We start from the raw sequence: 13,469 nt of genomic DNA on the forward strand, positions 1-13,469 counted from the left end.
CGAATTAGAAGCGTTCTCAACCGGGCTGAGAAGAGACCATGAGCACCGAAGAACTACCGCCCCGCGAATCCATGGAATTCGACGTCGTGATCGTCGGCGCCGGACCGTCGGGCCTCTCGGCTGCGATCCGGCTGAAACAGCTCAATCCCGATCTCAGCATCGTCGTGGTGGAAAAGGGTTCCGAGGTCGGCGCGCATATCCTCTCCGGCGCGGTGATCGATCCGGTGTCGCTCGACAAATTGATTCCGGACTGGCGCGAGGATGCCGACTGTCCGCTGAAGACCCAGGTGAAGGACGATCGCTTCTATTGGATGACGGCTGCCGGCGCGATCCGGCTGCCGAACTTCATGATGCCGCCTCTGATGAACAATCATCACTGCTATATCGGTTCGCTCGGCAATGTCTGCCGCTGGCTGGCGCCGAAGGCGGAAGCGCTGGGCGTCGAGATCTACCCGGGCTTTGCTGCCGCCGAAGTGCTCTACGACGACAACGGCAACGTGCGCGGCATCGCGACCGGCGACATGGGTATCGCGAAAGACGGCTCGCACAAGGACTCCTACACCCGCGGCATGGAGCTCGTCGGCAAATACACGCTGTTCGCCGAAGGCGCGCGCGGCAGCCTGTCGAAGCAACTCATTGCGAAGTACCAGCTCGATGCGAAGAGCGAGCCGCCGAAATTCGGCATCGGCCTGAAAGAGGTGTGGCAGATCGATCCCGCCAAGCACCGGAAGGGCCTGATCCAGCATTCCTTCGGCTGGCCGCTCGGCAATTCCACCGGCGGCGGCTCGTTCCTCTATCACTACGACGACAACCGCGTCGCGGTCGGCTTCGTCGTGCATCTCAATTACGACGATCCGTATCTGTCGCCGTTCGACGAATTCCAGCGTTTCAAGACGCACCCGTCGATCCGCCCCGTGTTCGAAGGTGGCAAGCGGCTCGCCTATGGCGCACGCGCCATCACCGAAGGCGGCTACCAGTCGGTGCCGCGGCTGACTTTCCCGGGCGGCGCGCTGATCGGCTGTGCCGCCGGTTTCGTCAACGTGCCCCGCATCAAGGGCGTCCACAACGCGATGGGCAGCGGCATGCTCGCCGCCGAGCACGTGGCGGCTGCGCTCGCCGCCGGCCGCGCCAATGACGAACTCGTGGAATACGAAAACGCCTGGCGCGATTCCGCCGTCGGCAAGGACCTGCATCGTGTCAGGAACGTCAAGCCGCTGTGGTCGAAGTTCGGCACCATTGTCGGCGTCGCGCTCGGCGGCATCGACATGTGGTGCAACACGCTTGGCTTCTCGCTGTTCGGAACCCAGTCGCACGCCAAGCCGGACCGCAAGACGCTGGATCCGGCGAAGAGCCACCAGCCGATCGCCTATCCGAAGCCGGACGGCAAGATTTCGTTCGACAAATTGTCCTCGGTGTTCCTCTCCAATACCAACCATGAGGAGGACCAGCCGGTTCATCTCAAGGTCGCCGACATGAACCTGCAGAAGACGTCGGAGCACGACGTCTATGCCGGTCCGTCCAACCGCTATTGCCCGGCCGGCGTCTATGAATGGGTCGAGGAAGCCTCTGGTCCGCGCTTCCAGATCAACGCGCAGAACTGCGTCCACTGCAAAACCTGCGACGTGAAGGATCCCAACGGTAACATCACCTGGGTTCCGCCGGAGGGCGGCGGAGGGCCCAACTACGAGGCGATGTGACCGCCGCGGTGTGGGACGGCCGGTCGAACCACAATTGCGTGAGTGGATGCGCCGATAATCCGACAGGGCCGGCCACGATACCGCCACACTGGAAGCGTTTTGCGGTATTGTTGGCTAAATCGGCGGCTTCGAGGCCAATCTGCCAATCGATTCGCCACCCGTGTCCTTGCGGTTGAAGGCCAAAAACGGCATTGTCGCTGGCCGGGATGCCGCCGCTTGGGTTCGCGCATTCGATACTGATCTTTAAGAGATCGCCGCCGTAAATCCCTGGAGCAAGGCGAACCGTGATGCTTTCAACACGCTTTAACCGCTGGACGATTGCTGCTCTCAGCCTGGCCGTGCTCGTCGCACCCGGCGCACTCTACGCGCAGACGCCGGATCATCCCGCGGACAACGCGGCGCAGTTTCCGACCAAGAACGATCTGAAATCGCTGACCACGGCCGGCAGCTATCTTGCCGCCCGCCACGCCAGCGTCGAGCGCGACGCGGCGTCTGCTGCGGCATTTTACCGCTCGGCACTCCGTACCGATCCGAAGAACAACGAACTGCTCGATCGAGCCTTCATCTCCTCGCTGGCGGAAGGCGACATCGACGAGGCGGTCAAGCTCGCCGACCGCATCCTCGCGCAGGACAAGTCGAACCGCGTGGCGCGGCTCGTCGTCGGCGTGCGCGACCTGAAGCTGAAGAAATATGCGGCCGCGCAGATCAACGTCAACCAGTCGATCCGTGGACCGATCACCGATCTGGTCGCGACGCTGCTGGCAGGTTGGGCGAGCTATGGCGCGGGCGATGCCAAGGCGGCGGTCGCCAGCATCGACAAACTCACCGGTCCGGAATGGTATCCGCTGTTCAAGGATCTCCACGCCGGGATGATCCTGGAGCTTTCCGGCAAGGAGAAGGACGCAGGCACCCGCTTCGAGCGCGCCTACAAGCTCGACGATTCGATGCTGCGGATCGTGGACGAATATGCGCGCTGGTCGTCGCGCAACAAGGACGCGGCTGCCGCGACTTCGCTCTATGAGGCCTTCGACAAGAAGCTGCCGCGCCATCCGTTGGTGCAGGAAGGCATCCGCGAGACCAAGGCCGGCAAGAAACTGCCGCCGCTGGTCGATTCGGCGCAGGCTGGAGCTGCCGAAGCGCTCTACGGCATCGGCGCGACGCTGACGCGCCGGGGCGGCGAGGATCTGGCGCTGGTCTATCTGCAGCTTGCGCTGTACCTGCAGCCCAACCATCCGCTGGCGCTGCTCTCGCTCGCGGACCTCTATGAGAGCGTCAAGAAGCCCCAGATGGCGATCAAGGTCTACGAGCGGGTGCCGGCCTCATCGCCGCTGAAGCGCAACGCGCAGATCCAGCTTGCGACCGATCTCGATGCCGCCGACCGCAGCGACGAGGCGATCAAGATCCTGAAGGACGTCACCGCCGAATCGCCGAAAGACATCGAGGCCATCATGGCGCTCGGCAATATCGAGCGTGGCCGCAAGAAATTCGCCGATTGCTCCAACACCTATACGCAGGCGCTCGACGCGATGCCGACGGCCGGCGACAAGAACGCCTGGGTCACCTACTACTATCGCGGCATCTGCGAGGAGCGCTCCAAGCAGTGGAGCAAGGCCGAAGCCGACATGCGCAAGGCGCTGGAGATGCAGCCCGAGCAGCCGCATGTGCTGAACTATCTCGGCTATTCCTGGATCGATCAGGGCATCAATCTCGACGAGGGCATGAAGATGATCAAGCGTGCCGTCGAGCAGCGCCCCGACGACGGCTACATCGTGGACTCGCTCGGCTGGGCCTATTACCGGATCGGCAATTACGACGAGGCGGTGAAGCAGCTCGAGCGCGCGATCGACCTCAAGCCGGAAGATCCGACCATCAACGACCATCTCGGCGACGCCTATTGGCGGGTCGGCCGCACGCTGGAAGCCAAGTTCCAGTGGGCGCATGCGCGCGACCTCAAACCCGAGCCCGATGAGCTGCCGAAGATCGAAGCCAAGATCGAGAATGGCCTTGGAGAGGACACCTCCAACGCTGCCGCCGTCGAGAAGAAGAAAGAAGACGGTAAGGGCGGCGGATGAGGCTGATCGGTTGGTTCTGGGGGCGCTTCGCCGATGCCGGCGCTAATTGAGGACGCGCGTGCCAAGGTCAACCTGACCCTGCGCGTGGTCGGGCGGCGCGTCGACGGCTATCACGACCTCGAAAGCGTGGTGGCGTTCGCCGATTGCGCCGATCGCCTGACGCTGACGCCGGGCGAAGAGCTCACCCTCACCACCTCGGGGCCGATGGCGGAAGCCTGCGGCGAGACTGCGGACAATCTGGTGCTGAAGGCCGCGCGCCTGCTCGGCGAGCGCGTTCCCGATCTGAAGACCGGCAGCTTTGCGCTGGAGAAGGTGTTACCGGTGGCCGCCGGGATCGGCGGCGGTTCGGCGGATGCCGCGGCGGCGCTGCGGCTGCTTGCACGGCTCAACGATCTCGCCCTCGACGACGAGCGCCTGCGCGACGTTGCCCTGCAAACCGGCGCCGACGTGCCGGTCTGCGTCGTCTCGCACGCCTGCGACATGACAGGGGTCGGCGAGACGCTGATGCCGCTCAATCTGCCGAAGATGCCGTGCGTGATGGTCAATCCGCGGATTCCCGTCGCTACCAAGGACGTGTTCGCGGAGCTTGGCTTGCGTCCCGGCGACCTCCTGGTCGGGGCAACCGACGTGGTGTTGCAAGGCCCGTCCTGGCCCGAGCAGGGCGGCTCGCTGGAGGAGTGGGTCGAGGCCCTTGCCGGCAGCTCGAACGATCTGGAGGCGCCGGCGGTGCGCATCCAGCCCGTGATCGGCGAGGTGATCGCCGCGCTCAACGCCACCAATGGTGCCTGGCTCGCGCGGATGTCCGGCTCGGGCGCCACCTGCTTTGCGATCTACGAGAACACCGCCGACGCCCAGCGCGCGGCCGAGAAGCTTCGCCGCGAGCACCCGCTTTGGTGGGTGCATTCAGGCGTGCTGAGCTGACGCGTTTTCGTCGCTCTCCGCCGTCGTCACCCGCGAAGGCGGGTGACCCAGTATTCCAGAGATATAAAGAGCAGAATCGAGAGGCCGCCGTTTACTGGATACCCCGCCTTCGCGGGGTATGACGGCTAAACAATCAATGCGAGCGCGCCAAACAGAACGCCACCACCTGCTCCAAGGCGGTCTTCATCGGCGAGGCCGGAAACAGCGCCAGCGCGTCCACCGCCATGGCGCCGTAGTGGTGGGCGCGGGTCAGCGTATCCTCGAGCGCGCGGTGCTTGGTCATCAGACCGATGGCATGGTCGAGATCGCCGCCGCGGATTTCGCCTTGCTCCAGCGCCCTGACCCAGAACTCGCGCTCGCTGTCGTTGCCGCGGCGGAAGGCGAGCACCACCGGCAGCGTGATCTTGCCTTCGCGGAAATCGTCGCCGACGTTCTTGCCGAGCTTGGCGGACTTGCCGCCATAGTCGAGCACGTCGTCGACGAGCTGGAAGGCGATGCCGAGATTCATGCCGACCGAGCGGCATGCGGTCTGCTCCGCCTTCGGCCGGTTGGCGATGACGGGGCCAACCTCGCAGGCGGCCGCGAACAGCTCGGCGGTCTTGCCGCGGATCACGGCGAGATATTCGTCCTCGGTGGTGGCGGTGTTCTTGGCCGCGGCAAGCTGCATCACCTCGCCCTCGGCGATGGTGGCGGCGGCGGAGGAGAGGATGTCGAGCGCGCGCAGCGAGCCGACCTCGACCATCATGCGGAAGGCCTGGCCGAGCAGGAAGTCGCCGACCAGGACGCTGGCCTCGTTGCCCCAGAGCATCCGCGCCGACAATTTGCCGCGCCGGAGCTCGCTTTCGTCGACCACGTCGTCGTGCAGCAGCGTCGCGGTATGCATGAACTCGACGGCCGCCGCGAGCTTGATATGGCCGTCGCCGGAGTAGCCGGAGAGCTGGGCCATCGCCAATGTCAGGATCGGCCGCAGGCGTTTTCCCCCGGAGGAGATCAGGTGGTTGGCGACCTCCGGGATCATCGTGACCTCGGAGCCGGTCCGCGCCAGGATGGTCGCGTTGACGCGTTCCATGTCGGCGGCGACCAGGGCGACCAGCGGCTCTATCGAAGCGTTCGACGGGTTCTCAAAGGGGACAATAACCGCCACGCTGGTCTCCAAATTTGCCGAAATCACACTATCCTAGGGCGTGATCCGGCAAATCGATCACTGCACCTGAAGACTACAATAGAAACTGCGCGCAGGGGCGGCAAGGGTATGAAGCTGTTGACATCTGTCGCATGGTCTGCGCTGGGCTGAACATGGAGAACGAACACTTGCGGGAATTGGTCCGAACCAATGACATGGTGCTGGTCTCAGCGATCACCGCATTGCTCGACGGCGCCAACATCCATCATCTGGTGCTGGACCAGAACATGAGCGTCATCGAGGGATCGCTCGGCATCCTGCCGCGGCGCATCCTGGTCCATGAGGACGACAACCGCGCGGCGCGCAAGTTGCTGGCCGATGCAGGGCTCGCGCATGAATTGCGCGCCGATGAGTGACGAGGTCACCGAGAACGGTGACGGCGTCACCGAGGACGCCTTTCTCGGCGGACGATTGCTGCTGCGACAGCTCAAGTCGGGCCACCGCGCCGGACATGACGCGATGCTGCTCGCGGCCGCGACGCGCGCGCGTTCCGGCGATCGCGTGGCCGACCTGGGTGCGGGCGTCGGCGCCGCCGGCCTTGCGCTGGCCAAGCGCGTTGCCGGCATCGACCTGGTGCTGGTCGAGATCGACGCAGAGCTCGCGGCACTGGCGCGCGCGAACGCCGCCGCCAATGCGATTGCCACTGAGGTGATCGTGCTCGACGTCGAAGCATCGGCGGAGGCCTTCGCCGCCGCCCGCCTGCCGCCTGACAGCGTCGATGTCGTGCTGATGAACCCGCCGTTCAATGATTTGAGGCGCCACCGCGCGTCGCCGGACAAAGCGCGCGAGGTCGCGCACATCGCGTCGGCGACGACCTTGCCGGGCTGGATCCATGCCGCGCGGCGCATCCTGAAATCCGGGGGAGAGCTGACGCTGATCTGGCGCGCCGATGGAATTGCCGAGGTGCTGGCCGCGCTCGATCGCGGTTTCGGCAGCCTCGAGATCCTGCCCGTTCACGCCGATGTGACCGCGGTAGCGGGCCGCATCCTGCTTCGCGCGGTCAAAGGCGGGCGCGCGCCGACGCGACTTCATGCCGCGCTGGTGCTCAATGACGAGCAAGGCGTGCCCAACAAAGAGGTTCAGGAGAGTCTGATGGGGAAGGGGATATTACCGCTCGCTCGGTGAAAATGCCGGACCGCGGACATGTCCTCTACTGCTGCGGGAGCGTGTCCGACTGCCGTTCGGGTGTCGCGGTGAAGTGAACCGCCGCGAGCAGGGTACCGATCAGCAAAATCAGCAGATAGATTTTCATCTTGCTCTCCGCTGCGCGATTGCAGCTAGAACACCGCGAAGCAAGCGGCGTTCCACCAGTGGAAGACAGTGCGGGATAAAAAACGGTTAATTCGAGGTAACGGGAATGAGTGAACAAAGAATTGATCGCCCCGGACTGCCGGGCCTTCTCGAGAGGCTCGAGGGCTGGCTCCCGGCGCGGCTGCGGCGCGGCACGGCCGTGGTGCCGGTGGTGCGACTGTCGGGCGTGATCGGCGCGGTGACGCCGCTCCGGCCCGGCATGACGCTCGCCGGCGTCGCGAAAACGCTCGAACGTGCGTTCGCGGTCCGCAACGCCAAGGCGGTGGCGCTGGTGATCAACTCGCCCGGCGGCTCGCCGGTGCAGTCGCGCCAGATCTACCTGCGGATCCGGCAGCTCGCCGCCGAAAAGAAATTGCCGGTGCTGGTGTTCGTCGAGGACGTCGCGGCCTCCGGCGGCTACATGATCGCCTGTGCGGGCGATGAGATCTTCTGCGACCCGTCGTCCATCCTCGGTTCGATCGGGGTGGTCGGCGGCAGCTTCGGTTTCCAGGAACTGATCCGGAAGATCGGCGTCGAGCGGCGGCTCTATACCGCCGGCGAGCACAAGGCGATGCTCGATCCGTTCCTGCCCGAGAAGCCCGAAGAGGTGGCGCGGCTGAAGACGATCCAGCGCGAGATCCATGAAATCTTCATCGCTCTGGTCAAGCAGAGCCGCGGGGCGCGGCTGAAGGGCGCCGACGATGTCCTCTTCACCGGCGAATATTGGGCCGGCGAATCCTCGATTGCGCTCGGCCTGGCCGACGGGATCGGCGACCTCCGCTCGACGCTCCGCGCCCGCTATGGCGAGAAGGTGCTGACGCCGGTAATCGCGCCGGCGAGCGGGCTGTTGTCGGGGCTTCTGGGAAGGCGGGCGCCGGGGGCAGGTTCGCTGGCGGCGCTGGATGGGCTCGGAGGACTGCCGGATGATTTGATCTCGGCGCTGGAGACGCGGGCGATCTGGGCCAAATTCGGGTTTTGAGACTAGTACCAAAAGGTTGATTGCGGACCGGCCCAGCTTAAGCGAAAATACTGCGTATTGGGGGTCCGACAGTGAACGACAAGGATCGATCGATGCCAGCCATGATCGCATTTGCGGGCGTTTTGGGTGGGCTCGCCGTGGTCCGCTGGGCCTATCGCACGGCGCTTCGGGTCAATGAGGAACTGGAAGAGGCGCGTCGCGCCCGCATGGCCGAGGCAGTCAGCCGGAGCGAGATTCCGACACTTCGCCGCGACCCCGTCACCGGCGCCTACCGGCCGGGCTAGGGGCCTGCGCTCCCTCTCCCGCTTGCGGGGGAGGGCCGGAGTGGGGGTGCCTCCGCATTGGGACTCCCCGAGTGGAGAGAGCCCTCACCCGGCGCCTTAGCCGAAGCTTCGCTTCGGCGTCTCTTAAGAACGGCCGCCAAAGGCGGCCTATGCCCCTCCCGCAAGCGGGAGAGGTGAGGACCGGTGGTCCTCGTTCGCCTTGATTCCCCGCTTCCCCGCCGATACGGTCCGCGCGCTTTCAAACCCCTCATCGCGAGACCGATACCGACGATGGATTCCCTGCCAGCCCATATGCGCCCGGAACGTTCGTTCCAGGGACTGATCCTGACGCTGCAGCGCTACTGGGCGGATTACGGCTGCGTGATCCTGCAGCCCTACGACATGGAGGTCGGCGCCGGCACCTTCCATCCCGCCACCACCCTGCGCGCGCTGGGCCCTAAGCGCTGGAACGCGGCCTATGTGCAGCCCTCGCGGCGGCCGAAGGACGGCCGCTATGGCGAGAACCCCAACCGTCTCCAGCATTATTACCAGTTCCAGGTGATCCTGAAGCCGTCGCCATCAGATATCCAGGAGCTCTACCTGAAATCGCTCGCCGCGATCGGCGTCGATTCGGCGCTGCACGACATCCGCTTTGTCGAGGACGACTGGGAGAGCCCGACGCTCGGGGCCTGGGGCCTGGGCTGGGAATGCTGGTGCGACGGCATGGAAGTGTCGCAGTTCACCTATTTCCAGCAGGTCGCGGGCGTCGAATGCGCGCCGGTGGCGGGCGAGCTCACTTACGGGCTCGAGCGGCTGGCGATGTATGTGCAGGGCGTCGACCGCGTCTACGACCTCAACTTCAACGGCCGCGAAGGCGCCGAGAAGGTGACCTATGGCGACGTGTTCCTGCAGGCCGAGCAGGAATATTCACGGCACAATTTCGAGATTGCCGACACCGCGATGCTGTTCGAGCAGTTCAGGATGGCGGAAGAAGCCTGCAAGAAATATCTCGCGGCCGGCTGGCGCGAGGGCGGCAACCAGCGGGAGCACCTGATGGCGCTGCCGGCCTATGACCAGTGCATCAAGGCAAGCCACGTGTTCAACTTACTCGATGCGCGCGGCGTGATCTCGGTGACGGAGCGGCAGAGCTACATCCTGCGGGTGCGCGACTTGGCGAAAGCCTGCGGCGAAGCCTGGGTGCACACCGAAGCCGGCAGGGCCGCCTGATGCCTGATCTCCTGCTCGAACTGTTTTCCGAGGAAATCCCCGCGCGCATGCAGGCGAAGGCGGCGGACGATCTGCGCCGCATGGTGACCGACAAGCTCGTCGCCGAGGGATTGGTTTACGAGGGCGCCCGCGCGTTCGCGACGCCGCGGCGGCTGGCGCTGACCGTGCACGGCATTCCGGCGCGGCAGCCGGACCTGAAGGAAGAGCGCCGCGGCCCGCGCGTCGGCGGGCCCGAATCCGCGATCCAGGGATTCTTGAAAGCCACCGGTCTTGCCTCGATCAGTGAGGCAAAAATCCAGAGCGACAAGAAGGGCGATTTCTACATCGCGCTGATCGAGAAGCCGGGCCGCCCCGCGCTCGACGTGCTCGCCGAGATCCTGCCGGTCATCGTCAGAACCTTCCCCTGGCCGAAATCGATGCGCTGGGGCGCGCGTTCGGCACGGCCCGGCGCGCTCACCTGGGTGCGCCCGCTGCATGCGATCACCGCCACCTTCGGTCCGGAGACCGAAGAGCCCGACGTCGTGCAATTCTCGGTCGACGGCATCGAGGCGGGGCAGACCACGTTCGGCCATCGCTTCATGGCCCCAAGCGCGATCGCCGTCCGCCATTTTCATGACTACGAGGCCAAGCTGAAAGCGGCCAAGGTCGTGCTCGACCCAGAGGCGCGCAAGGACATGATCCTGGCGGATGCAAAAACGCTGGCGCAGGCGCAGAATTTTGAGCTGGTCGAGGACCAGGGGCTGCTGGACGAGGTCGCCGGCCTCGTCGAATGGCCGGTCGCGCTGATGGGCTCGTTCGACAAGGAATTCCTGTCGATCCCGGACGAGGTGATCCGCGCCACCATCCGCAACAACCAGAAATGCTTCGTGGTCAGCGATCCCAACACGGGCAAGCTGACCAACAAGTTCATCCTCACCGCCAACATCGAGGCCAGCGACGGCGGCAAGGCCATCGTCGCCGGCAACGAGCGCGTGATCCGCGCGCGGCTGAGCGATGCGAAGTTCTTCTACGAGACGGATCTGAAGACGAAGCTCGAGGACCGGCTGCCGAAGTTCGACCACATCGTGTTCCACGAGAAGCTGGGCACGCAGGGCGAGCGCATCAAGCGGATCGAGCGTTTGGCCGCGGAGATCGCGCCGCTCGTTGGCGCCGATGTCGAGAAGACGAAACGCGCTGCGCGTCTGGCGAAGGCGGATTTGCTGACGGAGGTCGTCGGCGAATTCCCCGAGCTGCAGGGCTTGATGGGAAAATACTACGCGCTTGCGCAGGGCGAGGATGCATCCGTCGCTGCGGCGAGCGAGGAGCACTACAAGCCGCAGGGCCCGACGGATCGCGTGCCGACCGATCCGGTGAGCGTGGCGGTCGCGCTGGCGGACAAGATCGATACGCTGGTCGGGTTCTGGGCGATCGACGAGAAGCCGACGGGAAGCAAGGATCCGTATGCGCTAAGGCGTGCGGCGCTCGGGGTGATCAGGCTTATCCTCGAGAACAATATTCGTACCAGTCTAATCAAGACGATCACGACCTTCGTCGTCGCGTTGCTTGAGAGCGACGCTGTAAAGGCCGCTGAGAGTCCGATTGCCATCGCGCCAGCACTGTTGGTCTTCTTCGCCGACCGCCTGAAGGTCCAACTCCGCGAGCAGGGCGCGCGTTACGATCTGGTCGATGCCGTGTTCTCGCTCGGCGGTCAGGACGATCTGTTGCTCGTCGTCCGTCGCGTCGAGGCGCTCGGCAAATTCCTCGATACCGACGACGGCAAGAACCTGCTCACAGGTACCAAACGCGCGAGCAACATCCTTGCGATCGAGGAGAAGAGGGACAAGCGCACGTTCGATGGTGCGCCCGATCCGTCGCTCTATCGGCAGGACGAAGAGAAGGCGCTGGCGAAGGCGATCGATCAGGTCAAGCGCGAGGCAAGTAGCGCGGTGGCGCGCGAAGATTTCGCCGGCGCGATGAGCGTGATGGCGACGCTGCGGCCGGCGGTGGATGCGTTCTTCGACAAGGTCAAGGTCAATGACGACGATCCTGACGTGCGCGAGAACCGGCTGAAGCTGCTGAATGAAATCCGCGCGGCGACGCGGGCGGTGGCGGATTTCTCGAAGATCCAGGATTGATGTCAGACCCTCATGGTGAGGAGGCGCGTTAGCGCCGTCTCCGGACGATGCTTCGCATCACCGGGAGAACCATGAGGCCCCGGTGCCCGCGGCCCATCCCTCGAGACGCCGCTGGCGCGGCTCCTCGGGATGAGGTTGAGTGTGTGGCGAGACGGTTATGGCGACCATCCCAGTCACTCACCCCCCGCCAGAAATATCCCGCAACATTTACCCCCTGTTAACCACGTCCTGCGAAGGTCGCGCGGGTGAACGATTTCTTAAGAAATCGTCCCGCGCGCAAATGCAGGAATTTCCCGATGACCTCCATCGGCACGGCGCTCAATCCTTACGCTCAGGTTGGTTCGGCCTATGCGCGGGCGGCGGCGACGCCGTCGCTGGCGTCGACATTATCCAACGACAGCGCGGGCAATGATCCGCTCGCGTCCAACAGCGCGACCAACCTGACCCTGTCGGAAGCGGCCCGCGCGCAGCTCGCCAAGGCATCGCCGATCGATTTCACGATAGTCACGAATGACGCGCGCGCGACGCTCGACCGGCTGTATACGGCGGCCGGCGTGAAGGGACCGCTGGTCGATGGCAAGACGACGATCGATCTCTCGACTTTCGATCGACGCTCGCTGTTTGCGATCTCCACCAACAATGGCGGCCAGTTCAGCCCCGATGAACAGGCGGTGGCGGCGGGCGAGCTGAAGCAGCGCTTCGATGCGGCGCTGGCGCCGTCGCTGGCGACCACGCGGCTGACCGGCGACTACAATGTCAGCTACAAGGCGGCGCTGGATTATCTCGACGGCGCAAGTCCCGAAGAGAAGGCGACGACGACGTGGGCGGCCCAGCGTGCCGCGGTGCTCAAGGGCTATCAGGCGACGCAGCAAGATCCGACGGTGGCGCCGTCAGGGATCGACGGCGATCCGATCGCGGCCGCGCTCGCCGGCACGGTCACGCCTACGCCGACCAAGAGCCGTGACTTCGGCGATATAGCGAGCGACGTGCGCGGGTTCCTCGACCGCCAGAAGAGCGAGGCGGCAAGCAACGGCAAGGAGCTGGTCTACGATCCCAGGCGCAAGACCGGGCAATTGGCCGATCTGTCCTCACTCGACAATCGCTCGCTGTCGGCGATCACGCTCAACCAGGGCAATCGCTTCTCCGGTGAGGAGATCTATGCGGCCAAGCAGGAATTGAGTGCGCGGACGCGCGCTTCCGTGCTCGACGCGCTGAAGCAGAGTCAATCGAGCGGCGATCCGCGCCAGCTCAGCCTCGGCATCCTGAAAGCCTATTCCTCGATGAGCTCCGAAGAGCGACTGGCGACGAACTGGTCGCCCGAATTCCAGGATGCCGCGATCAAGAACTACAAGTCGACCTCGACGCTGCTCTCGATGCTGCGATCGTAGATGATCTCGAGAATCTCCGATGTGCAATTGCACATCGTAGTTCGATGCTTCGCATCGCCCGGAATGACGGGAATTAGAGTAGTCGCTGATTGGTGTTGGAACGCACCCGCGGCTGACGCTCGCTCCCTCTCCCGCTTGCGGGGGAGGGCTGGGGTGGGGGTGTCTCCGCATCGGGACTCTTTGAACGGAGAGAGCCCTCACCCGGCGCTTCGCCATAGCCGAAGCTCCGCTTCGGCGTCTCTTGAGAACGGCCGCCGAAGGCGGCCTACGCCTCTCCCGCAAGCGGGAGAGGTGAAGATTCACAAAGCAAAGCCCCGCCTGGAGGGGAGGGCCAG

At 64.7% G+C, this 13,469-nt stretch carries 11 protein-coding genes; 10 read left to right on the top strand and 1 reads right to left on the bottom strand.

From position 1 onward, the window contains the following. Positions 1-38: 38 nt before the first annotated feature. The 3 genes from ACVJGD_RS36935 (at position 39) to ACVJGD_RS36945 (ending at position 4,690) form a co-directional block, all read left to right on the top strand. Positions 39-1,697 carry an electron transfer flavoprotein-ubiquinone oxidoreductase gene (locus tag ACVJGD_RS36935; RefSeq protein WP_456638812.1) on the top strand — a complete coding sequence of 553 codons (1,659 nt, stop codon included), beginning with the start codon at positions 39-41 and terminating at the stop codon, positions 1,695-1,697. A gap of 287 nt (positions 1,698-1,984) precedes the next feature. Next, on the top strand, positions 1,985-3,769 hold the full coding sequence (locus ACVJGD_RS36940; protein WP_456638813.1) for a tetratricopeptide repeat protein: 1,785 nt from the start codon (positions 1,985-1,987) through the stop codon (positions 3,767-3,769). Positions 3,770-3,802: 33 nt separating this feature from the next. Continuing rightward, entirely contained in the window at positions 3,803-4,690 is an 888-nt protein-coding gene (locus ACVJGD_RS36945; RefSeq protein WP_456638814.1) for a 4-(cytidine 5'-diphospho)-2-C-methyl-D-erythritol kinase, read from the top strand. Between the two features lie 133 nt (positions 4,691-4,823). Here ACVJGD_RS36945 and ACVJGD_RS36950 read toward each other — a convergent pair whose 3' ends face one another. After that, positions 4,824-5,834 carry a polyprenyl synthetase family protein gene (locus ACVJGD_RS36950; RefSeq protein ID WP_456638815.1) on the bottom strand — a complete coding sequence of 337 codons (1,011 nt, stop codon included), beginning with the start codon at positions 5,832-5,834 and terminating at the stop codon, positions 4,824-4,826. A 167-nt stretch (positions 5,835-6,001) separates the two neighbouring features. Between ACVJGD_RS36950 and ACVJGD_RS36955 the strand changes: the two genes are divergently transcribed. The 7 genes from ACVJGD_RS36955 to ACVJGD_RS36985 all read left to right on the top strand — a co-directional run bounded on the left by ACVJGD_RS36955 (position 6,002) and on the right by ACVJGD_RS36985 (position 13,134). Next, on the top strand, positions 6,002-6,229 hold the full coding sequence (locus ACVJGD_RS36955; protein ID WP_456638816.1) for a putative signal transducing protein: 228 nt from the start codon (positions 6,002-6,004) through the stop codon (positions 6,227-6,229). Further along, the gene (locus ACVJGD_RS36960; protein ID WP_456638817.1) at positions 6,222-6,998 is read left to right on the top strand and encodes a methyltransferase; all 777 of its coding nucleotides are present in this window, start codon (positions 6,222-6,224) and stop codon (positions 6,996-6,998) included. Before ACVJGD_RS36955 ends, ACVJGD_RS36960 begins: the two co-directional genes overlap by 8 nt. Before the next feature lie 232 nt (positions 6,999-7,230). Then, positions 7,231-8,142 carry a S49 family peptidase gene (locus ACVJGD_RS36965; RefSeq protein WP_456638818.1) on the top strand — a complete coding sequence of 304 codons (912 nt, stop codon included), beginning with the start codon at positions 7,231-7,233 and terminating at the stop codon, positions 8,140-8,142. 92 nt (positions 8,143-8,234) lie between these two features. Then, the gene (locus tag ACVJGD_RS36970) at positions 8,235-8,426 is read left to right on the top strand and encodes a hypothetical protein (protein WP_456638819.1); all 192 of its coding nucleotides are present in this window, start codon (positions 8,235-8,237) and stop codon (positions 8,424-8,426) included. A 270-nt stretch (positions 8,427-8,696) separates the two neighbouring features. Continuing rightward, positions 8,697-9,632 (top strand): glycine--tRNA ligase subunit alpha, encoded by a 936-nt coding sequence (locus ACVJGD_RS36975; protein WP_456638820.1) that lies wholly within the window; start codon positions 8,697-8,699, stop codon positions 9,630-9,632. Further along, positions 9,632-11,746, top strand: coding sequence for a glycine--tRNA ligase subunit beta (gene glyS / locus ACVJGD_RS36980; protein ID WP_456638821.1), 2,115 nt, complete (start codon positions 9,632-9,634; stop codon positions 11,744-11,746). Before ACVJGD_RS36975 ends, glyS begins: the two co-directional genes overlap by 1 nt. A gap of 296 nt (positions 11,747-12,042) precedes the next feature. Continuing rightward, the gene (locus ACVJGD_RS36985) at positions 12,043-13,134 is read left to right on the top strand and encodes a hypothetical protein (RefSeq protein ID WP_456638822.1); all 1,092 of its coding nucleotides are present in this window, start codon (positions 12,043-12,045) and stop codon (positions 13,132-13,134) included. The last annotated feature ends 335 nt before the right edge of the window (positions 13,135-13,469 follow it).

This window comes from Bradyrhizobium sp. USDA 10063, assembly GCF_054063735.1.

Excerpts from the sequence above, each read along its gene's own strand:
- ACVJGD_RS36965 (WP_456638818.1), top strand. The coding sequence starts at position 7,231 with ATGAGTGAACAAAGAATTGATCGCCCCGGACTGCCGGGCCTTCTCGAG.
- ACVJGD_RS36940 (WP_456638813.1), top strand. The coding sequence starts at position 1,985 with ATGCTTTCAACACGCTTTAACCGCTGGACGATTGCTGCTCTCAGCCTG.
- ACVJGD_RS36935 (WP_456638812.1), top strand. The coding sequence starts at position 39 with ATGAGCACCGAAGAACTACCGCCCCGCGAATCCATGGAATTCGACGTC.
- ACVJGD_RS36975 (WP_456638820.1), top strand. The coding sequence starts at position 8,697 with ATGGATTCCCTGCCAGCCCATATGCGCCCGGAACGTTCGTTCCAGGGA.
- ACVJGD_RS36960 (WP_456638817.1), top strand. The coding sequence starts at position 6,222 with ATGAGTGACGAGGTCACCGAGAACGGTGACGGCGTCACCGAGGACGCC.
- glyS (WP_456638821.1), top strand. The coding sequence starts at position 9,632 with ATGCCTGATCTCCTGCTCGAACTGTTTTCCGAGGAAATCCCCGCGCGC.
- ACVJGD_RS36985 (WP_456638822.1), top strand. The coding sequence starts at position 12,043 with ATGACCTCCATCGGCACGGCGCTCAATCCTTACGCTCAGGTTGGTTCG.
- ACVJGD_RS36945 (WP_456638814.1), top strand. The coding sequence starts at position 3,803 with ATGCCGGCGCTAATTGAGGACGCGCGTGCCAAGGTCAACCTGACCCTG.
- ACVJGD_RS36970 (WP_456638819.1), top strand. The coding sequence starts at position 8,235 with ATGCCAGCCATGATCGCATTTGCGGGCGTTTTGGGTGGGCTCGCCGTG.